Source organism: Streptomyces sp. NPDC050485 (assembly GCF_044458185.1).
Classification (GTDB): domain Bacteria; phylum Actinomycetota; class Actinomycetes; order Streptomycetales; family Streptomycetaceae; genus Streptomyces.
In genome coordinates, this window is sequence record NZ_JBITHR010000002.1 from 503,720 (window position 1) to 523,521 (window position 19,802).

Here is a 19,802-nt window from a genome sequence, read left to right on the forward strand (position 1 = left end):
CTCGCACCAAGTGGGCCCGGATCGGCGAATCGATCCGGGCCCGCGGTACGTCTCAGCCCCGCGTGCCGAAGTCCTGGGTCCACCACGGGCCGCCGGAACCGTAGTGCACCCCGATGCCGATCTCCTTGAACGCGCAGTTCAGGATGTTGGCGCGGTGACCGGGGCTGTGCATCCAGGAGTCCATCACCGCGGCCGCGTCCTGCTGGCCGCGCGCGATGTTCTCGCCGTACGTGCTCCACTGGTACCCGGCGGCGGTGATGCGCTCGCCGGGGCCGGCGCCGCTGGGGTCGGTGTGGTCGAAGAAGTTCTGCGCGGACATGTTGTCGGAGTGCTTGAGGGCCGCGTCGTACAGCTTGGGGTTGCTGGTCAGTGCCGAGCAACCGGCCTTGGCCCGCTCGGAGTTGACCATCGCGAGCACGTCCTGCGCGGCGGGCGCCGCGCCGCTGTCCGAGCCCGCCAGCGTACGGGGCGGCGCGGGGGCGCTGGGCTTCGGCGGGGCGGGGTGGGTGGACGGCTTGGCCGAGGGCGAGGCGTGCTGCTCCGCCGCCTTACTGGGCGAACTGCTGGGCGCGGGGCGGGAGTTGGACGCCGAAGGTGTCGGCGGTACGGGCTTGGTGCCGAGGCCGTCGGGGGCCGTCTCGGTAGTGGTCCCGGCGGCGTCCGCGACCGTACGGGCTGGTTCCTGCCCGCTGCCGGTCACGAAGTGGAACACCCCGCCGAGGGCGCCGAGGGCGGCCACCCCGGCTATCACCGCGGCGGCCCGGCGCCGCCGCCGCGCCCGCTGCTCCTTGCGCACACCGGCCCGCGAGGCGGGGCCGCGCCCCTTGCCGGCGGCATGCGCGGCCCGGCCTCCCCGAGCCCCGGCGCGCCCGGAGCCGGCGTCCGGGGCGGCGGCGCCGTGCGCGGCGGCCGGTGCGGCCTGCGCGGCCTGCATGGGCTGGGTCTGGGCCGCCGCCTGCATGGCCTGGGTATGCGTGGCGCTCTGCATGGCCTGCGGGTGTGCGGCGCTCTGCATGGCCTGCGGGTGTGCGGCGCTCTGCATCGCCTGTGTGTGAGCCGCGTTCTGCATGGCCGCCTGCGTGTGGGCGGCACTCTGGATGCCGGTGCCGTGCAGTGCGGCGAGGAGGCCCGCGGTGGCCGCGGTGGCCGGGACGAGGGCGAGGCCGACGAGGAGGCCTTCGGCGGGTATGAGCCCGCTCCAGTGCCCGGAGCAGACCGCGCAGGTGCGCGCGTGCCGGGCTATTCGCTTGCGCCACAGCGCGGAGGGCACGCCGTCCCAGGAGAGGGCGAGCCCGGAGAGCTCGCCGCAGCGCTGGGCGCCGGCCAGGGCGCGCACCACGACCCGGGCCGTCTCCAACTGGCCCTTCATCCGCTGGACGCGTACCGCTGTGTGCTCCGGCGACAGGTCGAGCGCCGAGGCGACCTCCGAACGGGTGAGGACACCGGCCGCCTCCAGCCACCACAGCGAGAGCAGCGCGCGGTCCTCGGGCTCCAGCCAGCGGGTGGCCTCGGTGACCTCCTTGCGCTGGCCGGAGAGCCCGAGCCGCACGATGGTGAGGTCCACGAAGTCGGCGCCGGGGTCGGCGACGTCGTACGCGTCCTGGAGCCCGCCGTCGACCGGGGTGCGGCGGTGGCCCTGCCAGTACCTGCGGATCTCGTTCATGGTGACGGCGACCAGCCAGGACCGGAAGCGCTCGGGGTCGCGCAGGGAGCCGAGGCCGTCGAGCATCCGCAGCAGGCTCTCCTGCACGACGTCGTCCACGTCGGCGTGCCCGTTCAGCGCCCTGCCGACGATGTTGTAGACGAGCGGCAGATACCCGGCGATGAGCTCGTCCCGGGCCCGCTGGTCCCCGGCCCGGGCCGCGGCCACTATCGCGGTTGCCTGTTCACCTATCACGCCTCGTCCACTCTCCCCAGCACCGACCGAACCTAACTGACCCGACGCAGGGGAGAACACCCCGGCCGCCATCGGATAACAGAAAACGGGTAACAGAAAACGGACTACGGAAATCGGATCACAGGAGCCGGACAACGGAAACCGGACGGCGGCCGGTCGGGTCACGCGGCGGTGGTACGAGGACGGGTGCCCGGGTGGCGCCGCGGCCGCCCCACCCCGCCGCCGCTTGTCACCCTTGGCCGGGGGCGTGGCCGACAGCCAGCATGTGCGAGCTGGCCGACAGGAGCTCGGGGTACGGCTCGGCGAGCCGGGCGGCCGCGAGCGCGGCGCGGAACATCGCCGAGTCCCGCAGCGACTCCTGGGTGTGCACCTCGGTCGCCTTCAGCGCGCCCCAGGACGGGCCTTCGATCCCGGTCACGGTTACGCCGGTCAGCCCGGCCTGGGTGAGTTCCTCGGCCAGGGACTCGGCGGTGTGGAAGTACGCGGCGGTGAAGCCCTTGCGACCGGGGTCGTGGCGGCCGGTCCGCAGGATGTCGAAGACGGCGTCGTGGACGCGCTCGACATCGAGCAGGGTGGTGGCGACGTGCTCGAACAGGGAGGCTTAGCGGCCGATCGCGGCGGCGGCGACGAGACCGCCCGGCTTCACGACGCGCAGGGCCTCGGCGAGGGCCCGGTCCCGTTCCTCGCGCTCCAGGAGGTGGTAGAGCGGGCCCAGCAGGAGGACGACGTCCTGCGAGTCGTCGGGGGCGGACAGCATGCGGGCATCGCCGACCTCGGCCGTGACGCCGGCGGGTGCCTGGTCCACATGGCGGGGGACCGGATCCACGATGTGAACCGTGTACCCGGCCTCGGTCAGCCACTGGGCGTGGATCCCGGGCCCGCCGCCGACATCGAGAACGCGGACCGGCGCGGGCGGCAGGTGCCGCCGCAGGATCTCCTGGGTGCGGATCAGCTCCAGTACGCCGTCGGCACTGGACGTCAGGCGCACCGACTCGTCGATGGTCTCCGTGTAGAAGGCCAGGACTTCCGGGGCGACTACGGGGTCTGATGTCATCGGATCTCCTTCGTGGATACCCCCGGCTTCAGCCGGGGGAGGAAACGAAGCTCCCGCGTGAGCGGGGCAGGGAAAGCCGCTTCGCCGTCAGGGCGGATCGGCGTCCACCCCTGGCGGTGGTGAGGCAGGCTACACAGGACTGGAACCCTCAACTGTCAGACGTCCCAGGTAGGTTGAGCATCGTGACGACGCCAGCGAAGACGAGCGGGGAGACCAGGCATGCCCGGTACACCTACCGTCTTCGCCTGTCGTCCACCGCCCGTACCGCACTCGAAGCCGAGTGGGACCGGTGCCGGTGGGTGTGGAACGAGTGCGTGGCCAAGTCCAAGAACGGCAGCACCTGGAACAAGAGCCGTCCCGACGATTCCGGGAAGCGGACGTGCGGGCCGGTGCAGCTCGCCGCGATGCTGACCGATGCCCGTGCCCGCACGCCATGGCTGCGGGAGGGCGCATGTGTTCCCCAACAGCAGTTGATACGCGACTTCGGCAAGTCCCGCGCGAAGGCGCTCAAGGACGTCAAGGCCGGGTTGCCGATGCGGCAGCGCGCCGGGATGCCCCGGTACAAGAAGAAGCGCGAAGCGGCGCCGACCCTCGAATACACCCGGCGTGGGTTCCGGCTCAAGGACGGTCGCCTGCACCTCGCCGGAGGCATCGTGGTGCGGCCGGTGTGGTCGCGGGAGCTGCCCAAGCCCCCGTCCAGCGCGCGTGTGTACCGAGACAGCCTTGGCCACTGGTACGCCTCCTTCGTTGTCCCCACCGTGACCGAGACGCTGCCGGAAACCGGCCGGGTGATCGGAATCGACTGGGGTGTGAAGGAGACAGCGACCACCACCAGCGACGACCACGACCTCCCCCACTCGGAGCACGGGAAGAAAGCCGCCAAGCGACTCGCGCACTACCAGCGGCAGATGTCCCGCCGCCGGACCCCGCGAGGCAAGGGCGCCTCGAAGGGCTACCGGAAGGCGCAGCGGCAGGCGGCGAAGCTGCACAAGAAGATCGCCCGGCAGCGTCAGGACACCGCCCGCAAGTGGGCGAAGAAGGTTGTCCGTGACCACGACGCTCTTGCCGTCGAGGACTTCCGTCCGAAGTTCCTCGCTAAGTCCACCATGGCCCGCAAGGCCGCCGACGCCGCCATCAGCGCGACCAAGGCCGCCCTGGTCGAGATGGGCCGCAAGCACGGCAGGGCCGTGCACCTCGTACACCCCGCGCACACCACCATGGACTGCGCACAGTGCGGAGCGAGAACCAAGCACGCACTCCCCCTTTCCGAACGTACCTACGCGTGTACCGCGTGCGGAGCCGTATCCCCCCGGGATAAGAACTCCGCCCGCGTGATGCTCGTCCGGGCTGGTCTCAACCCGGCTGGTGCTGATCGTGTAAGACCTGACGGGCCGCCGGTCCACAGGCAACGTGAGCCAGGAATCCCCTCCCTTTAGGGAGGGGAGGATTCAAGTGGGCCCGGCAGCAGCGCGGACGCATGGCGGCGGTCGCGGACGCGTACCACAGGGAGCAGGGCGACACCGGCACCACCCGCATCAACCCGTACGACCTCGCCCGCGACACCGATGCCGAGTTCTACGTGTCCCGAAGGGTCCCCGGCGTCTGGCCCCAGCTCGTCCACGGAGGTGAGGAAGCCCCGGCCGAGGCCACGTACTGGCTCCTCGCCGACGACGAGAAGTCGTGGGCGACCGTCGAGTACGTCGAGGGCCGCGAGGAGTTCGAGACGGAACAGTACGGCCCGCGCCGTCTGTGGGACGAAGTCGCCGCAGCGGTAAGGGAGTTCGACCAGCACGGGCGGCCGGGCCGAAACCGGTTCGGGCTGACCGTCACGCCCGAGGTCGAGTCCGTATGGCTGGACCACCCGGCCCGCCGGATCGCGCCCGAGCGGCTGTGAACCCGCTCAGGGGGCGGCAGGTGCCGCCGCAGGATCTCCTGGGTGCGGATCCAGCTTCAGTACGCCGTCGGCACTGGACGTCAGGCGCACCGACTCGTGAGCCGAGCTCCAAGGCCGCCATGGTCCGCCGGACAGAGCCCTGCCCTCGTCTGCCCCGAGGTCTGCCCTCCTGTCTCTTCCGGCGCGCCCCGCACACGGTGAAGCTCGGAGGGGAACGGTGGACCACTCCGAGGCAGGAGAACCATGCACGCACGGCGGGAAGCGGAGACGGACGGGGCGAGTGCCGTTGCGCGGGCGCGGGCGGAGCGGCCCGAGGGGCGGGCCGCGCAGGTACTGGCGTTGCAGCGGACCGCAGGGAACGCTGTGGTGGTCCAGATGCTGGGCGGGAGCACCGGCGGGCACGGCATCGGCGGGCTGGTGGCGAACACCGGCGCCGCACAGCGCGAGGCGGCGCTCAGCACCAAGTACGGGATCCGCATCGGGCCGCCGGCAGACCGGCCGAACGATCACTTCAGCCACTCCATGCTCAACAGGATCGACGGGATCCTGGGCAGCCTTCCGTCCCAAGACGTCAGGGACAACCCGGAGTTGCGGGCCATCCAGCCCGCCGGAGCCGACACGACGAGCGCGGCCAGCCTGTACGACGGGGAGGACCGGAGCATCACCATGGTCAGCCCCTTCGGCATGCCCTCCTGGCTCTACACGGAACTGAACCGGGGCGTGCCCTGGCAGCGTTCCCTGATGGACAAGGGGGCGATGGCCGACTACGACGGGATCAGCGAGGCCGAGGACAAGGCCCTGGGCATTGCCGGAGAGAAACGCCAGGTCATGGGCGGCACTTCGGATGTGCTGGCCAACGGCAACCTGGTGAAGTGGACGCTGCGGCACGAGATCGGCCACTCCGTCGACCGGCAGGCGGGCTGGGCGGTGGGCCTGAAGCACGAGCCCCGCTTCGGAGGTTGGGAGGCCTACGACGACACTCATCCGGTAGCGGTGGCGATCCTGACCGAGGCGGGGCTCGGAGACCAACTGGATGCCGAGGACCGCTTCCACATGACCCTCGGCGCTTCGGTGGCGCTGGCACTGAATCCGGCGATGGCGCGGGGCAACCCGAAGCGGCTGACGGACCTCGCCGACAACTTCCCCGACCAGGACCAGCAGTTCAAGGACCGGCTCGCCCGCGTCGTGCAGTTCGGACGGCTGGCCCTCGCACAGCCATGGACGCTGACGGACGGCGGCGGAAACACCCTCGCGATCGGGGACCGGACGTACCACGTCGACCACTACGGGCAGTGGGTCAGCTACCTGCGGGCCGAGCGGGAACGGCACGCCGTGTCCAACTACCAGTTCTCCACGCCGGAGGAGTGGTTCGCGGAGGCGTACGCGGCTTACCACGACCCGAAGCCCGAGCCGCGCGCACGGCTCAACCCGGGCGCGCGGGAGTGGTTCGAGGCGCGCGGCGACTAGCTGGAGCAGCGGGACCGGCCCCATCTCGGCTGAGCCACTGAGATTCGGCCGGCCTGTCGCCTCCTGCAACCTGCTCCGGGAGCGGTAACAGCCCGGACGGCGGCGTCGACCACCGCGGCACGCGACGGATCGCTGGGCCGAGGTATCCCGCCCACCCAGCGCCGCAGGTGTATCGTGCGCACCACCTTCCTCACGAAATGCACCGTTTTGTACGAAGAGTCGAGTGCCCCCAGGACCGGCGCCCCCCGGGTCGGCCGCCGCACCATCCTGACCACGCTTCCCGTGGCCGTCGCGCTGGGCGGATGCGATGCCGCCCCCCGGCGCGAACGGCGCCCCGCCAAGGGTGTGCCCCCCGCCCCCGCCCGTCAGCCGGGCATCACCGAACCCCAGCAGCCGCATGCCCTGCTGGTTTCCTACGATCTGACGCCGGGCACCCGCGGCGCCGCGGGCCGGGACGCGGTGCGCCGGCTCCTCGCCCGCTGGACCGAGCTCCTCGCCGGTGCCGGAGCCGGACTTGGAGCCGGAGCCGGAGCCGGAGCCGGAGCCGGACCTGGTCCCGGACCCGGACCCGGACCCGGGCCTGGTGCCGGACCCGGAGCCGGTACTGGACCCGGGCCTGGAGCCGGAGCCGGAGCCGGTACTGGAGCCGGAGCCGGAGCCGGAGCCGGGCCTGGAGCCGGGCCCGGCCTCACTGTGACCGTCGGCATCGGTCCCGCCCTGCCTCCGCGGCTCGGCGCTGGGGCTCCCGAGGGGCTGCGTGAACTGCCCGCCTTTCCGGGCGAGTACCTGGACGCGGGGGCGGGCGGCGGTGAAATCGCGGTACAGATCTGCGCGCAGGACCCGGGGGAGTGCGAGCGGATGGCCGCGCTGCTCGCGGGCGCGGGCGCGGGAGTGCTGCGGCCCCGCTGGCGCCAGCCGGGCTTCCTGCCGCCGCAGCGCCCCGGCCCGCAGTCGAGCCTCTTCACCTCCGTACGGGACGGCGAGACCCCGCGCGACCTCCTCGGCTTCAAGAACGGCACGTCCAACCCCACCCCGGTGGAGAGCGAGCGCTGGGTGTGGCTGGGCGGCCAGAACCCGTACGCGGACGGCACGTTCCTCGTCGTACGCCGGGTGCGGCTGCGTACCGAGGAGTTCGGGCGGCTGCCGGTGTTCCGGCAGGAGCAGATCATCGGGCGGCGCAAGAACGGCGGCGAGCCGCTCGGCGGCGGCACGGAGTACGACGAGGCCGACCTGCACGCCAAGTCGCCGGACGGCGCTGACGTGCTGCCCGCCGACGCGCACGTACGGCTCGCGCACCCCCGGCTCGACGACGGTGCACGGATGCTGCGGCGCGGCTACTCCTACGCGAACAGCCCCCTCGACCGGGGGCTGCTCTTCCTGGCGTACCTGAAGGATCCCGCGCTCTTCGTTCGCGTACAGGAGCGCCTATCGGCGGGCGATGCCCTCAACCCCTTTGCGGAGCACTACGGTTCGGCTCTGTTCTACGTGCTGCCGGGCGCCCGCCCGGGGTTCCCGCTCGGCAGCACCGTGCTGTAGCGCTCCGCGGGGAGTGGCGTTCGTAGGCTGCGGGCCGATGGGGGTCCCCCCTGCTCGAACGAAGTTGAGAGCTTGGGGGAGGCTGGTCGCGCAGTTCCCCGCGCCCCTAGGCCATCGACCCTTCCCCCGGGAAGTGGCAAGCCACCTCCCTCGGCTCGCCCGGCACCGCGGTCCGCAGCAGCGGGGCCTCGGTGCGGCAGATCGCCTCGGCCTTGGGGCAGCGCGGGTGGAAGGCGCAGCCGGGCGGGGGTGCGGCCGGGCTCGGGGGGTCGCCGAGCAGGGTGATCCGCTCCCGGCTCCGCTCCGCCGCCGGGTCCGGCAGCGGTACGGCGGAGAGCAGCGCCCGGGTGTAGGGGTGGGCCGGGGCCGCGTAGACGCGCTCCTTGGTGCCGATCTCCACGATGCGGCCCAGGTACATCACGGCGACCCGGTCGCAGACCCGTTTCACCACGGACAGGTCGTGCGCGATGAAGAGGTAGGCAAGGCCGAGTTCTTTCTGGAGGCGTTCCATCAGGTTGACGATCTGGGCCTGTACGGAGACGTCGAGGGCGGACACCGGCTCGTCCGCGACGACGAGCCTCGGGTTGAGCGCGAGGGCGCGGGCGATGCCGATGCGCTGGGCCTGGCCGCCGGAGAACTCGTGCGGATAGCGGTCGATGTGCTCGGGGATGAGCCCCACGAGGTCCATCAGCTCGACCGCGCGAGCGCGCGCGTCGGTGGCCGAACTCCCGTGTGCCAGCAGGGGATCGGAGATGATCCTGGCCACCGTCTGGCGCGGGTTGAGGGAGGAGTGCGGGTCCTGGAAGACCATCTGGAGGTCCTTGCGGACCGGCTTGAGCTCGCGCCGGTTGAGGCGGCTGATGTCGCGGCCGTCGTAGGCGATGGTCCCCGAGGTCGGCTCCAGGAGCCGCACGATCATGCGGCCGGTGGTGGACTTGCCGCAGCCGGACTCGCCGACCAGGCCGAGGGTCTCGCCCGCCGCCACGTCGAAGCTGACGCCGCCGACGGCCCGCACGGGTGCGGAGCGGCTGCGGCGGCCGGGGAAGGACATCGTCAAGTCCCGTACCGAGAGCAGGGGTTGGGCAGCGGTGGTCACTGATGGACCCTCCTTGCTGCGGGCCTCGTGGAGAGGTTCGTGGTCATGAGGGGACGCCTTCGTATGCGGGGAGGTGGCAGGCGACCGGGTGGCCGGACGGGCCGCCGAGCAGCGGCCGTTCGCTCGTGCAGCGTTCTCGTACGGCCTCGGACGCGGTGGCCGCCCGGGGGCAGCGTGGTGCGAACGCGCAGCCGGGGGCGGGGGTGAGCAGCGACGGCGGGCTGCCGGGGATCGCCCGCAGCGGTTCCTCGTCGCTGTCGTCGAGGCGGGGAAGCGAGTCGAGCAGGCCGCTGGTGTAGGGATGGGCGGGTACGGCGAACAGCTCGTCCACCGGGGCCTGTTCGGCCGCCCGGCCGCCGTACATCACCAGGACCTCGTGGGCGACCCGGGCGACCACCCCCAGATCGTGGGTGATCATGACGACGGCGAGTCCGCGCTCCTCCTGGAGCCGGGCGAGCAGTTCCAGGATCTGGGCCTGCACGGTGACGTCGAGCGCGGTGGTGGGCTCGTCGGCGATGAGCAGTTCGGGCTCGCAGGCGAGCGCCATGGCGATCATCACGCGCTGGCGCATGCCGCCGGAGAACTGGTGCGGGTACTCGCCCGCCCGCCGTCCCGGCTCGGGAATGCCGACTTCGGCGAGCATCTCCACGGCGCGCCTGCGGGCCTCGGCGCGGCGGGAGTTGAAGTGGACGCGGTGGTGTTCGGCGATCTGCTCGCCGACCGTGTAGTACGGGTGGAGGCTGGACAGCGGGTCCTGGAAGATCATCGCCATGCGGCGGCCGCGCAGCCGGTTCAGCTCGCGTTCGGGCAGGCCCACCAGTTCCTGCCCGTCCAGGGCGATGGAGCCGGTGACCTCGGCGCCGGTGTGCAGGCCGAGGACGGCCATCGAGGTGACGGACTTGCCGGAGCCGGACTCGCCGACGATGCCGAGGGTGCGGCCCCGGTGGACGTCGAAACTGAGCGCGTCGACGGCCCGTACCGGACCGCGTCCGGTCGGGAAGGTGACGCTCAAGTCCCGTACGGACAAAAGGGGTTGGGGCTCGGCCATCAGAACCTCACTCGCGGGTCGACGACGGCGTAAAGGAGGTCGACGGCCAGGTTGGCGACGACGATGAAGGCGGCGGCGAGCAGGGTCACGCCGAGGATGACGGGCTGGTCGCCGGTGGACAGGGCGTTGTAGAAGAGCCGGCCGATGCCGGGCAGCCCGAAGATGGACTCGGTGATGACGGCGCCCGCGAGCAGCCCGCCCAGGTCCATGCCGAACAGGGTGAGGATCGGTGTCATCGCGGAGCGCAGCCCGTGTTTGACGACGACCGTGCGGCGCGGCAGGCCCTTGGCGCGGGCGGTGCGGATGTACGGCTCCGCCATCGTCTCGATCATCGAACTGCGGCTCTGGCGTGCGTACATGGCTGCGTACAGGATGGCGAGGGCGATCCAGGGGAGCAGCAGGTTCGACGCCCAGTGCACGGGGTCGGAGGCGAGGGAGACGTACTGCGGGTAGGGGAGCAGCCCGGCCACCCGGATCAGTCCGTAGATCAGCATGATCGAGGTGAAGTAGACCGGCAGCGAGGCGGCGGCGACCGCGCCGACCATCAGGGCCCGGTCGGTGAAGGTGTCCTTGCGCAGGGCCGCGACGACCCCGGCGGACAGGCCGAGCAGCAGCCAGAGCACGGCCGAGCCGAAGGCCAGCGAGGCCGAGACCGGCAGGCGGTTCATGAGCAGCGACCAGACGGACTCGCTGTTCTCGTAGGAGTAGCCCAGGCACGGGAAGGCGCAGTGCAGCGCGTACTGGCCGGTGCCCATGGTGCGGCCGGTGAAGATGCCGGAGGCGAAGTCCCAGAACTGCCGCCAGATCGGCTGGTCCAGGCCCATGTGGGCGCGGATCGCTTCGAGCCGGTCGGCGCTGCACGACTTGCCGCAGGCTGCGGCGGCCGGGTCGGAGGGCAGGACGTAGAAGATGGTGAAGGTGACGGCGGCGATCGCGATGAGCACCCCGATCACCCCGAGGATCCTGCGGCCGAGGTAGCGGATCACGTGCGGCTCCCCCTCGGGTCGAGGACGTCGCGCAGCGCGTCGCCGAGCAGCGTGAACGCGAGCACGGTGAGGAACAGGCAGCTGCTCGGGATGATGAAGTACATCGGGTCGGTGTCGTAGAAGGACACGCTCTCGGCGATCATCTGGCCCCAGGACGGGGTGGGCGGGCGCACGCCGACGCCGAGGTAGCTGAGCGCCGCCTCGGTGGCGATCATGCCGGGGACGATGAGCGTGGTGTAGGCGATGACGGGCCCGGCGACCCCGGGCAGGATGTCCCGGCTCAGGATGCGCCAGGGGCCCGAGCCGCCGACGCGGGCGGCGTCGACGTACTCGCGGTGTTTGAGCGAGAGGGTCTGGCCGCGCACCACGCGGGCGATGCCGGGCCAGCCGAACAGGCCGATGACGGCGGTCATAAGGAGGATCCGGTTGACGTCCTTGGCCACCGACATCATCGCGATCATGAAGATGAGGGAGGGGAAGGACATGGTGAGGTCCATGAGCCGGGAGAGCACGGTGTCGGTGCGGCCGCCGAAGTAGCCTGCCGCGATCCCGGCCGCGGTGCCCGCGACCACGACGATCGCGGTGGCGGTGAGGGCGATGAGCAGGGAGACCTGGGCGCCGTACACGACGCGGGCGAACAGGTCGCGCCCGGTGACGGGTTCGACGCCGAGCCAGTGGTCGGCGGAGATCCCGCCGAGCGGGCCGAGCGGCTGGCCGCCCAGGTAGGGGTCGACGGCGCTCTTGTCGAAGGTGTCGGGGGACCAGCCGCCGAGCGCGCCGAGCAGCGGGGCGCCCGCCGCCATGAGGAGGAACAGCGCGACGACGGCGAGGGAGATCTTGACGGAGGTGCGGCGGCGCAGTTCCGCGCGGGCCAGCCCCCACGGGCCGCGCCCGGCCGCCGCCACCGGTGCATCCACCGGTGTCTTCACCAGAGTGGTCATGGCTGACGAACCCTCAATTCCCGCTCGTGGACGGGTTCTTGAGCCCGACGGTGGCGTAGTCGAGCTGTCCGCCGAAGGACGTCTGGCCGTAGGCGCCCGCGATGTTGGTGCCGAGCACCAGCGGCCAGCGCCGGACCAGGACCGGCACGGCCGGGGCCTTGGCGAGGATCTCGCCGTCGAGCTGCTGCCAGGCCGCGGCGGCCGCCTTGGCGTCGGTCATCGCCGCTATCTCGTCCATCCGCTTCATGGTCGCCTCGTCGCGGAAGAGCGAGTGGTTGCCGGTGTTGCCCTGGTCCTTGATGAAGCGCCCGTCGAAGACGAACGGCAGGAACGTGGAGCCGGACGGATAGTCCGGGCACCAGCCCGAGTACACGATGTCGGTGCGGTTCTTGGTGTCGCCGATGGTGGCGTAGAACGCCGACGGGTCGACGGTCTCGATGGTGAGCTTGATGCCGGCCTTGCCGAGCGCCTGCTGGACCGCCTCGGCGCGCCCCTTGTCGCCGGTGGAGACGGTCATCTTCGTCGTGAACCCGTCGGGCTTGCCCGCCTCCTTGAGCAGTTCCTTCGCCTTGGCGACATCACCGGTGACGGGGATCTTGAGGGTGTCGGGCTGCTTGCCGTCGAAGAGCGTGGCCGGCATGTACGCGGTGGACGGGTCGTTGAAGGCGGGCCCGCCGGAGGAGGTGAGCACCGCGTCCTTGTCGAGCGCGTACTCCAGCGCCTGGCGCAGCTTCACATCGTTGAACGGGGCCCGTCCGGTGTCCATCTGCACCATGTCCGTGCAGTTGGTGGACTCCGCGAGCAGCCGCGAGCGCACCTCGGCGCTCGGCAGCACCTTGGCCCCGCTCTCAGGGCGCAGCGCCTCCCAGGAGACGGCGGAGGCGTCCGCGCCCTGGCTGGCGATCATCCGGTCGTCGATCTGGGTGGCCTTGAGCCCCATCGTCACGACGATCCGGTCCGGGTACGCCTTGCGCACCGTGTCGGTCGACGGGTCCCAGTCGGTGTTGCGCACCAGGACCAGCTGCTTGTTCCGCTCGTACGACTCGACCTTGTACGGGCCGGACGAGAACGGTCTGTTGTCGTACTTGGGCCCGTTGTCCCGCGCCTTGGGTACGGGCGCGAACGTCGGCATGACGGTGGCGTTGGGGAACTCGGCGAAGGGCTTGCGGAGTTCGAAGACGATCGTGTGGTCGTCCGGCGTCTTGATGGAGTCGAGGTGCTTGCCGTCGGCGGGGCCCCGGTAGCCCTCGGCGCCCGTGAGGTAGCGGGCCGCGTAGTCGGCGCCGCCGGGCAGGTCGGGCGAGAAGGACCGCTCCACGTTGTACTTGACGTCCTGCGCGGTGACCGGCGTCCCGTCCTCGTACTTGACGCCCTGCTTCAGGTGGAACGTCCAGGTCTTGGTCCCGTTGCTCGGGGTGCCGAGGTCGGTCGCGAGGTCGGGCACCAGCTCGCCGCCGCCGGTCCCGGGGGCCGCCTTGTAGGTCACCAGGGTGCGGTAGAGCAGCCGGGTGCCGAAGTCCATGTCGTCCATGACCCAGTTGCGGGCCGGGTCGAGGTGGGTGAAGTCCTGGTTGGACAGGACGGTGAGGGTGCCGCCCTTGACCGGTGTGCCGCCGATGACGTTGCCCACGTTGGCGGCGGCGGGGTTCTTGCCGCCGCCCTCGCCGCCGCCCGCGTGGTGTCCCCCGGAGCAGCCGGCCGTGCCGAGGGCGAGCGTCGCCGCGAGGGTGACGGCGACGGCGGTGGAAGTGCGCTTGTTCATCAGTGGTCACTCCGCGAACAGTTCGGACAGCCAGGGCTGGCTGGAATGTGACCAGTAACATAGTAATGTGAAATTGTACTGGCAAGGGATCGGGAGGAATCGGGGGAGCCTTTTATCTGGACTTGCCCGTAGGGGAGTTGGCGGAGGAGGGGTGGCGGGGGCCCGGCGGAAATCTGACAGAGAGGGGATCCCGAGGCCCGAAGAAACGTGACATTGTACTCTGGGTCTCCGCTCGGTACGGAGGAACAGCATGGCTCACCTGAAGCAGAACAAGGTCATCACCACCACCGAGCGGCTGCGCGACCAGGTCGCGCACGCCCTGCGCGCCGCGCTGATCTCCGGTGAGCTCCGCCCCGGCCAGGTCTACTCGGCGCCCGGCCTCGCCGAGGACTTCGGCATCTCCGCGACCCCCGTGCGCGAAGCGATGCTCGACCTCGCCAGGGAGGGCCTGGTGGAACCGGTCCGCAACAAGGGGTTCCGGGTCACCGAGGTCAACGAGCGGGACCTCGACCAGTACACCGAGATCCGGGCACTGATCGAGGTCCCCATGATCGGCCGGGTCACCCGCACCGCCGACCGCGCCGACCTGGAGGCGCTGCGGCCGGTCGCCGAGGAGATCGTGCGCGCCGCCCGCGAGCACGACCTCATCGGCTACCTGGAGGCGGACCGCCGCTTCCACCTCTCGCTGCTCGCGCTGTCCGGCAACGAGCGCCTGGTCGAGACCGTCGGCGAGCTGCGCAAGCGCTCCCGCCTGTACGGTCTGACCGCCCTGGACCAGCGCGACGAGCTGATCCCCTCGGCCGAGGAGCACCTCGAACTCCTCGACCTGATGCTGGCCGGAGACGCGAAGGCCGCCGAGAAGTGCATGACCCGCCACCTGGGCCACGTCCGCTCCCTGTGGGCGCGGAGCGAGGCCGCCGACCCGAAGCCGAAGCGGCGGCTGGGCGCGGGCCGCTGAGCCGTACGGTTCGGACTCGGCTTCCGTAACGGCGTGCCAGGGCCCAGCCCGAGAATCAGCTCCGCGCCGGGGTCCGCTCGATCGGGATCCACAGCTCGGCGTCCGTCTCCTCGGCGCCGGTCGCCGGGCGGGTGCGCAGGATCTCGGGCCCCGGCCGGTTCTGGTACGGATTCGACGGGAACCACTCCGTGTACACGTCGCGCCACATTTCCTGGAGCGCCCGCGGGAACGGCCCGGTGCTCTCGAAGACGGCCCAGGTGCCCGCGGGCACCACCATCGAGTCGAGGCCGTCGGGCGCCGCCGCGTCCGCCCGCGTCAACGAGGCGTGCCAGTAGTCCAGTTCGGTGCCCTCGGCCCGGCTCGGGTCGAGATCGTCGCAGACCGAGACGATGCCCTGCGGCAACTGGTCGGACAACTGGTGGATGCGCTGGGACGTCTCCGGCCCGATGCCCTGGATGAAGGCGGCGATCGCCGGATTCACCCCCTCGTGCACCAGCGGCACCCGTGCCTTCTTCCCCACCAGCTGGAACTCTTCCTTCTCCACAACCCGGTACCGCATGCTGCTGCTCCCTTCGATGACGAGTCGGAAGGACATCCGGGGCTGGGACCGCAGGGCCGCGCCGGTCCGCCGGGCCGCGCCGGGGCCGACGCCGTGCACGGACTTGAAAGCCCGCGCGAACGCCTCCCCCGACGTGTAGCCGTAGCGCACCGCGATATCGAGCAGCGTGCGCTCCCCGGCCAGCACCTCGGCGCCCGCGACGGTCAGCCGCCTGCGCCGTACGTACTCCGACAGCGGCATCCCGGCCAGTGCGGAGAACAGCCGTCGCAAGTGGTACTCCGACGTCACCGCGATGCGGGCGAGCTCGCCCACGTCGATCTCCTGGTCGAGACGCTCCTCGATGTGGCCCATGGCCTGATTGAGCCGCTTGAGCATTCCCGGCCCCCTTCCTTCTTCCTTACGCGCTCCACGCTAGGAGCCGCCTGCCCTGCCCGACCCGACATTCTGTGCCCGCCCCGATCGGGTCCCCGAACGAGCCCGCCGGGGCAGGTGCTGCCTATGTTGGGTGGGCCGCTGGAGGCCGCTACGTCGGAAAGGCCCGATCCCATGCCCATGGACCCGGAGATCGCCGCCCTGCTGAAACAGTTCGGTGTCGACGGGCCGGGACCCGACACCCCGCCCTCCGTCGCCGAGATGCGGGCGGGCAACCGCGCTCTCTCGCTCGCCGTGGCGCCCGACCCGCCCATCGAGGTCGCCTCGGTCGGGGACGACCGGGTGGCCGGGGTGCCGGTGCGGGTCTACCGGCCGCAGGGCGGGGGCACGGCGGCGACCGTCGTGTTCTTCCACGGCGGGGGCTTCGTCGTCGGCGACCTCGACACGCACGACGGGGTGTGCCGAAGGCTCTGCCGCGACCTCGGCGCGGTGGTGGTGAGCGTGGCCTACCGGCTCGCCCCCGAGTTCCCCTTCCCCGCCGCGTTCGACGACTGCGTGGCCGTCACGAGCCATGTGTCCGACAGCATCGCCGACTACGGCGGCGGACAGCTCGCCGTGGCGGGCGACAGCGCCGGAGCGGGCCTTGCCGCCGGGGTGGCACTCGCCTTCCGCGACGAAGGCAGGCCGCTGGCCGCCCAGTTGCTCGCCTACCCGTGCACCGACCTCAGCGGCGACGGCGCACACCCGTCCCGCACCGAGAACGCCACCGGGTACCTGCTGACCACCGCCGAGGTCGAGAACGACACCCTGCTCTACCTCGGCGACGACCCCGCCGCGGGCGGCCGCGCCCCCGCCTCCCCGCTCCTCGCCGGGAACTTCGCGGGCCTGGCCCCGGCGGTCATCGGCTGCGGCGAGTGCGACCCGCTGCGCGACGAGGGCCTCGCCTACGCGGACGCGCTGAGCGCCGCGGGCGTCCCGGTCAAGAAGCACCGCTACCCGGGCCTCATCCACGGCTTCCTCAACTTCGACACCAAGTCGGCGGCGGTCGACGCCGCGGTGACAGAGATGTACCGGGAGTTCGGCGAACTGCTCAACTCCTGAGGGACGTACGGGGGTTAGCCCCCGCACGGTGCCACAGGGCAGCCGGATGGGCCTGATCGTTCGGGACGACCAGGCTTGCCCGCATGACGACTTACCCCCACTACTCCCAGCGGGCCGTACTCCTCGCCCTCTCCGCCGCGGCCGTCGCCGCGAGCCTCGTGACACCGGCCGCGGCGGCCCCCGCGGCCGGTGCCCTCGACTGGCGGTCCTGCGCACAGCCCAACGGCCCCGCCGGGCAGGAGTGCGCCGACCTGTCGGTACCGGTCGACTACCGCGATCCGCGGGGTCCGCGGCTCACCCTCGCGGTGTCCCGGCTGCGCAGCGACCGGCCCGAGGCGAGGCGCGGCACCCTCCTGGTGATCCCGGGCGGCCCCGGCGGCTCCGGGGTGCAGCGTCTGACGCAGAAGGGCGATGCGCTGCGGGGGCAGCTGAAGGGCGCGTACGACATCGTCTCGCTCGACCCGCGCGGCGTGGGCGGCAGCACCACGGCGAGCTGTCAACTCCCCGCCGATGACCGCCGGTTGGTGAATCTGCGGGGCTGGCCGGACGCGGACGGTGCGATCGCCGACAACGTCGCGCGGGCCCGCCGCACCGCCGAGGCGTGCGCGCACAACGGCGGCGCGGTGCTGCGCAGCTTCACCACCGCCAACGAGGTACGCGACATCGACCGCTTCCGCGAGGCGCTCGGCGAGCGGAAACTGTCCGCCTGGGGAGTGTCGTACGGGACGTACGTGGGGGCCCAGTACGCGCAGAAGTACCCGGACCGCACCGACCGCTGGGTGCTCGACAGCAACGGCGACCCCGACCCGTCGCGCGTCGCGCGGGGCTGGCTGGAGAACATGGCGCAGGCCACCGACGACCGCTTCCCCGACTTCGCGTCCTGGGCCGCCGACCCGGCGCGGGGCGATCTGCGGCTGGCCCAACAGGCCAATGACGTAAGGCCGTTGATGCTGGATCTGGCGTCCCGGCTCGACCGTACGCCCAAGGAGTCGACCACGCCGGGCGTGCCGCTCACCGGCAATCTGCTGCGCCAGGCGCTCCAGAGCGCGCTGTACTCCGACGGCGCCTTCCCGCAGCTGGCGCAGCTCGTCAAGCAGGCCCAGGACCCCGCGGGGAAGCCGGTGCTGCCCGGGGCGCTGGCCGCCCCGCTGCCGGACCAGGACGCGGCGGTCACGGTCGCCGTCATCTGCAACGACGTGGCCTGGCCGGCCTCGGTCCCGGCGTACGAGCGCGCGGTGGCCGCCGACCGGGCCCGGCACCCGCTGACCGCCGGGATGCCGGCGAACATCACGCCCTGCTCCTTCTGGAAGGACGCGCCCGCCGAGCAGCCCGCCCGGATCACCTCGGACGGCCCCTCCGACATCCTGATGATCCAGAACCTGCGGGACCCGGCGACGCCGTACTTCGGTGCCCTCAAGATGCGCCGCGCCCTCGGCGACCGGGCCCGCCTGGTCACCGTCGACCACGGCGGCCACGGCGTCTACCTGGGCAACGGCAACGCTTGCGGTGACCGTACGGTCACCGCGTTCCTTGCGACGGGCGAGCGGCCGCGGCACGACACGTACTGCGCGGACTGATCCAACCGTCCGGGGGCGGATCCCCTTCAGTCCCGGCGGTCGTGCGGGCCGGTGTTCCAGATGGACCAGCACTCCTCCAGGTCGGACGAGGCGGCGCCGGGCCGGGTTTCGAGGTGGGCGGCGGAGATCGCCGCGTGTAAGTGGTCGAGTTCGTGCAGGTAGGCCTCGGCGAAGAGACCGGGCTCCGGCTCCGCCGGGGCGGGGGCCGCCTTCTGCGGGGGTGCGGCGCCGGTGGACAGCGCGGAGAGGAGGATCGAGACCAGCCAGGCCAGGCCGGTGACTGTGGCGATGGCGCCTTCGCGGGTCATGCGGCGGCCGCCGCGCCGCATCCGGGGCCGCCCGCCGCCCGCCGTCCGGCCGGGCGCGTATCGGACCCGGCGATCCCGGCGAGCGGGCCGGGGCGGGTCCGGCGGATCGTGTCTGGGGAGGCGGACATGGTCTGCTCCTTGAGGGGCTGGCCGGGCGCGGGGCTCGTAGGACAACCGCGGCGCCCTGCCGTAGGGCGGCACCCGCCCGGTTGATCCTTCCGTCCGCCGACCGGGCCCAGCTATCCCCGGAACAGGTGGTTCACCGCTCATACCCCTGACGTTCACGGGTCCGGGGGGTGGTTCCGCCGGGATGGGCTCAGCGCGCGGAGTCGTCCTTCTGGGCTTCGGCGGCGCGGCGGTACTCGGCGTTGATGCGCTGGGCCTCTTCGAGCTGGTCCTCCAGGATCACGATGCGGCACGCGGCCTCGACGGGTGTTCCCTGGTCGACGAGCTCACGGGCGCGGGCGGCGATCCGCAGCTGGTAGCGGGAGTAGCGGCGGTGCCCGCCCTCGGAGCGCAGCGGCGTGATCAGCCGGGCCTCACCGATGGCCCGCAGGAAGCCGGGGGTGGTGCCGAGCATTTCGGCGGCCCGGCCCATCGTGTAGGCGGGGTAGTCGTCGTCGTCCAGACGGCCACTGAGCGGAGTATCTGCTGTCATGTCACCTCGTTGTGCAGCGCGTCGAGGGGCCCCGGCGCCGTACGGCACCAGGGCCCCGCGGGAAATTCAACACCATGGGCCCGCCTCGGCGCTGCGCCGACCTTCCGTACCCGGCCACGACACACGACGAGGGCCCTTCCGGTGTGCGCCGGAAAGGCCCTCGTCACTGCGGTGTGTGCGGGCTGCGGCCCGCCTTCTTGGTTACGCGACCGCGGGCGCGCCGAGCAGCGCCGAGGCGGTCTCGACCGCGGTCAGGGCGGGGGCGGGTGCCGCCTCTTCGACGGTGCCGCACGTGAAGCCGAGCAGCGTCATGGCCCGGACGACTTCCTGGGCGCTGAAGTCGCGCCGGTCCTGCCGGGTGATGACCGAGCCCACCTGCTTGACGGGGTAGCGGCGGCGGCCGATGAGTACGGACTCACCCACGATGGGCTCGGGCTTGACGCCCTTCATGGACTCGATCACCCCGTTCTTGGTGAGGTCGAACGGGAAGCGGGCGATGACACAGCGCATGGTTGCCTCACAAGGAGAGGAGGGAGAACGGCCTGATGGGGGGCGACGGGTCGGCGTCCGACCGAGTACGCGAACTGC

Annotated in this window: 18 protein-coding genes and 1 pseudogene; 7 read left to right on the forward strand and 12 right to left on the reverse strand. The window is 71.7% G+C overall.

The window, feature by feature from the left end; all coding sequences use genetic code 11:
• Positions 1 to 52: 52 nt before the first annotated feature.
• Positions 53 to 1,897, reverse strand: coding sequence for a sigma-70 family RNA polymerase sigma factor (locus ACIBK6_RS05950; protein WP_399049110.1), 1,845 nt, complete (start codon positions 1,895 to 1,897; stop codon positions 53 to 55).
• A 229-nt stretch (positions 1,898 to 2,126) separates the two neighbouring features.
• Positions 2,127 to 2,951: pseudogene (locus ACIBK6_RS05955) on the reverse strand (methyltransferase domain-containing protein).
• A gap of 182 nt (positions 2,952 to 3,133) precedes the next feature.
• Between ACIBK6_RS05955 and ACIBK6_RS05960 the strand changes: the two are divergent.
• From ACIBK6_RS05960 to ACIBK6_RS05975, 4 genes are all read left to right on the forward strand, one after another.
• Positions 3,134 to 4,387 (forward strand): RNA-guided endonuclease InsQ/TnpB family protein, encoded by a 1,254-nt coding sequence (locus ACIBK6_RS05960; protein ID WP_399049111.1) that lies wholly within the window; start codon positions 3,134 to 3,136, stop codon positions 4,385 to 4,387.
• 41 nt (positions 4,388 to 4,428) lie between these two features.
• Positions 4,429 to 4,845, forward strand: coding sequence for a hypothetical protein (locus ACIBK6_RS05965; protein ID WP_399049113.1), 417 nt, complete (start codon positions 4,429 to 4,431; stop codon positions 4,843 to 4,845).
• 243 nt (positions 4,846 to 5,088) lie between these two features.
• Positions 5,089 to 6,312: a hypothetical protein gene (locus ACIBK6_RS05970; RefSeq protein ID WP_399049115.1), complete on the forward strand. Its 1,224-nt coding sequence runs from the start codon at positions 5,089 to 5,091 to the stop codon at positions 6,310 to 6,312.
• Positions 6,313 to 6,657: 345 nt separating this feature from the next.
• Entirely contained in the window at positions 6,658 to 7,848 is a 1,191-nt protein-coding gene (locus ACIBK6_RS05975; protein WP_399049319.1) for a Dyp-type peroxidase, read from the forward strand.
• 106 nt (positions 7,849 to 7,954) lie between these two features.
• Here ACIBK6_RS05975 and ACIBK6_RS05980 read toward each other — a convergent pair whose 3' ends face one another.
• The 5 genes from ACIBK6_RS05980 to ACIBK6_RS06000 all read right to left on the reverse strand — a co-directional run bounded on the left by ACIBK6_RS05980 (position 7,955) and on the right by ACIBK6_RS06000 (position 13,681).
• Positions 7,955 to 8,899: an ABC transporter ATP-binding protein gene (locus ACIBK6_RS05980; protein ID WP_399049320.1), complete on the reverse strand. Its 945-nt coding sequence runs from the start codon at positions 8,897 to 8,899 to the stop codon at positions 7,955 to 7,957.
• Between the two features lie 88 nt (positions 8,900 to 8,987).
• Positions 8,988 to 9,992 (reverse strand): ABC transporter ATP-binding protein, encoded by a 1,005-nt coding sequence (locus ACIBK6_RS05985; protein WP_399049117.1) that lies wholly within the window; start codon positions 9,990 to 9,992, stop codon positions 8,988 to 8,990.
• On the reverse strand, positions 9,992 to 10,978 hold the full coding sequence (locus tag ACIBK6_RS05990) for an ABC transporter permease (RefSeq protein WP_399049119.1): 987 nt from the start codon (positions 10,976 to 10,978) through the stop codon (positions 9,992 to 9,994). The genes ACIBK6_RS05985 and ACIBK6_RS05990 overlap by 1 nt, the downstream gene beginning before the upstream one ends.
• A complete protein-coding gene (locus ACIBK6_RS05995; protein ID WP_399049121.1) occupies positions 10,975 to 11,919 on the reverse strand; it encodes an ABC transporter permease in 945 nt (314 codons plus the stop codon). Before ACIBK6_RS05995 ends, ACIBK6_RS05990 begins: the two co-directional genes overlap by 4 nt.
• A 13-nt stretch (positions 11,920 to 11,932) precedes the next feature.
• Positions 11,933 to 13,681 (reverse strand): ABC transporter substrate-binding protein, encoded by a 1,749-nt coding sequence (locus tag ACIBK6_RS06000; protein ID WP_399049123.1) that lies wholly within the window; start codon positions 13,679 to 13,681, stop codon positions 11,933 to 11,935.
• A gap of 250 nt (positions 13,682 to 13,931) precedes the next feature.
• On the opposite strand from ACIBK6_RS06000, the gene ACIBK6_RS06005 reads away from it, so the two are divergent.
• A complete protein-coding gene (locus tag ACIBK6_RS06005) occupies positions 13,932 to 14,639 on the forward strand; it encodes a GntR family transcriptional regulator (protein WP_399049125.1) in 708 nt (235 codons plus the stop codon).
• 55 nt (positions 14,640 to 14,694) lie between these two features.
• Here the strand turns inward: ACIBK6_RS06005 and ACIBK6_RS06010 are convergent, their stop codons facing one another.
• Entirely contained in the window at positions 14,695 to 15,573 is an 879-nt protein-coding gene (locus ACIBK6_RS06010; RefSeq protein ID WP_399049127.1) for a GyrI-like domain-containing protein, read from the reverse strand.
• Between the two features lie 171 nt (positions 15,574 to 15,744).
• Here ACIBK6_RS06010 and ACIBK6_RS06015 point away from each other — a divergent pair, with 171 nt between their 5' ends.
• Both ACIBK6_RS06015 and ACIBK6_RS06020 read left to right on the forward strand, forming a co-directional pair.
• Positions 15,745 to 16,671: an alpha/beta hydrolase gene (locus tag ACIBK6_RS06015; protein WP_399049129.1), complete on the forward strand. Its 927-nt coding sequence runs from the start codon at positions 15,745 to 15,747 to the stop codon at positions 16,669 to 16,671.
• Positions 16,672 to 16,754: 83 nt separating this feature from the next.
• Positions 16,755 to 18,248, forward strand: coding sequence for an alpha/beta hydrolase (locus tag ACIBK6_RS06020; RefSeq protein WP_399049131.1), 1,494 nt, complete (start codon positions 16,755 to 16,757; stop codon positions 18,246 to 18,248).
• Positions 18,249 to 18,274: 26 nt separating this feature from the next.
• Here the strand turns inward: ACIBK6_RS06020 and ACIBK6_RS06025 are convergent, their stop codons facing one another.
• From ACIBK6_RS06025 to ACIBK6_RS06040, 4 genes are all read right to left on the reverse strand, one after another.
• On the reverse strand, positions 18,275 to 18,556 hold the full coding sequence (locus ACIBK6_RS06025) for a hypothetical protein (protein WP_399049133.1): 282 nt from the start codon (positions 18,554 to 18,556) through the stop codon (positions 18,275 to 18,277).
• Entirely contained in the window at positions 18,553 to 18,684 is a 132-nt protein-coding gene (locus tag ACIBK6_RS06030) for a hypothetical protein (protein ID WP_399049135.1), read from the reverse strand. Before ACIBK6_RS06030 ends, ACIBK6_RS06025 begins: the two co-directional genes overlap by 4 nt.
• Before the next feature lie 188 nt (positions 18,685 to 18,872).
• On the reverse strand, positions 18,873 to 19,214 hold the full coding sequence (locus ACIBK6_RS06035) for a MerR family transcriptional regulator (protein WP_399049137.1): 342 nt from the start codon (positions 19,212 to 19,214) through the stop codon (positions 18,873 to 18,875).
• 201 nt (positions 19,215 to 19,415) lie between these two features.
• Positions 19,416 to 19,724 (reverse strand): SCO5918 family protein, encoded by a 309-nt coding sequence (locus ACIBK6_RS06040; RefSeq protein ID WP_399049139.1) that lies wholly within the window; start codon positions 19,722 to 19,724, stop codon positions 19,416 to 19,418.
• Between the last annotated feature and the right edge of the window lie 78 nt (positions 19,725 to 19,802).

Coding starts and splice junctions, on each gene's coding strand:
- ACIBK6_RS06000 (WP_399049123.1), bottom strand. CDS start 13,681: ATGAACAAGCGCACTTCCACCGCCGTCGCCGTCACCCTCGCGGCGACG.
- ACIBK6_RS06015 (WP_399049129.1), top strand. CDS start 15,745: ATGCCCATGGACCCGGAGATCGCCGCCCTGCTGAAACAGTTCGGTGTC.
- ACIBK6_RS06005 (WP_399049125.1), top strand. CDS start 13,932: ATGGCTCACCTGAAGCAGAACAAGGTCATCACCACCACCGAGCGGCTG.
- ACIBK6_RS06030 (WP_399049135.1), bottom strand. CDS start 18,684: ATGTCCGCCTCCCCAGACACGATCCGCCGGACCCGCCCCGGCCCGCTC.
- ACIBK6_RS05965 (WP_399049113.1), top strand. CDS start 4,429: ATGGCGGCGGTCGCGGACGCGTACCACAGGGAGCAGGGCGACACCGGC.
- ACIBK6_RS06035 (WP_399049137.1), bottom strand. CDS start 19,214: ATGACAGCAGATACTCCGCTCAGTGGCCGTCTGGACGACGACGACTAC.
- ACIBK6_RS06025 (WP_399049133.1), bottom strand. CDS start 18,556: ATGACCCGCGAAGGCGCCATCGCCACAGTCACCGGCCTGGCCTGGCTG.
- ACIBK6_RS05970 (WP_399049115.1), top strand. CDS start 5,089: ATGCACGCACGGCGGGAAGCGGAGACGGACGGGGCGAGTGCCGTTGCG.
- ACIBK6_RS05985 (WP_399049117.1), bottom strand. CDS start 9,992: ATGGCCGAGCCCCAACCCCTTTTGTCCGTACGGGACTTGAGCGTCACC.
- ACIBK6_RS06040 (WP_399049139.1), bottom strand. CDS start 19,724: ATGCGCTGTGTCATCGCCCGCTTCCCGTTCGACCTCACCAAGAACGGG.
- ACIBK6_RS05980 (WP_399049320.1), bottom strand. CDS start 8,899: ATGTCCTTCCCCGGCCGCCGCAGCCGCTCCGCACCCGTGCGGGCCGTC.
- ACIBK6_RS06010 (WP_399049127.1), bottom strand. CDS start 15,573: ATGCTCAAGCGGCTCAATCAGGCCATGGGCCACATCGAGGAGCGTCTC.
- ACIBK6_RS05995 (WP_399049121.1), bottom strand. CDS start 11,919: ATGACCACTCTGGTGAAGACACCGGTGGATGCACCGGTGGCGGCGGCC.
- ACIBK6_RS06020 (WP_399049131.1), top strand. CDS start 16,755: ATGACGACTTACCCCCACTACTCCCAGCGGGCCGTACTCCTCGCCCTC.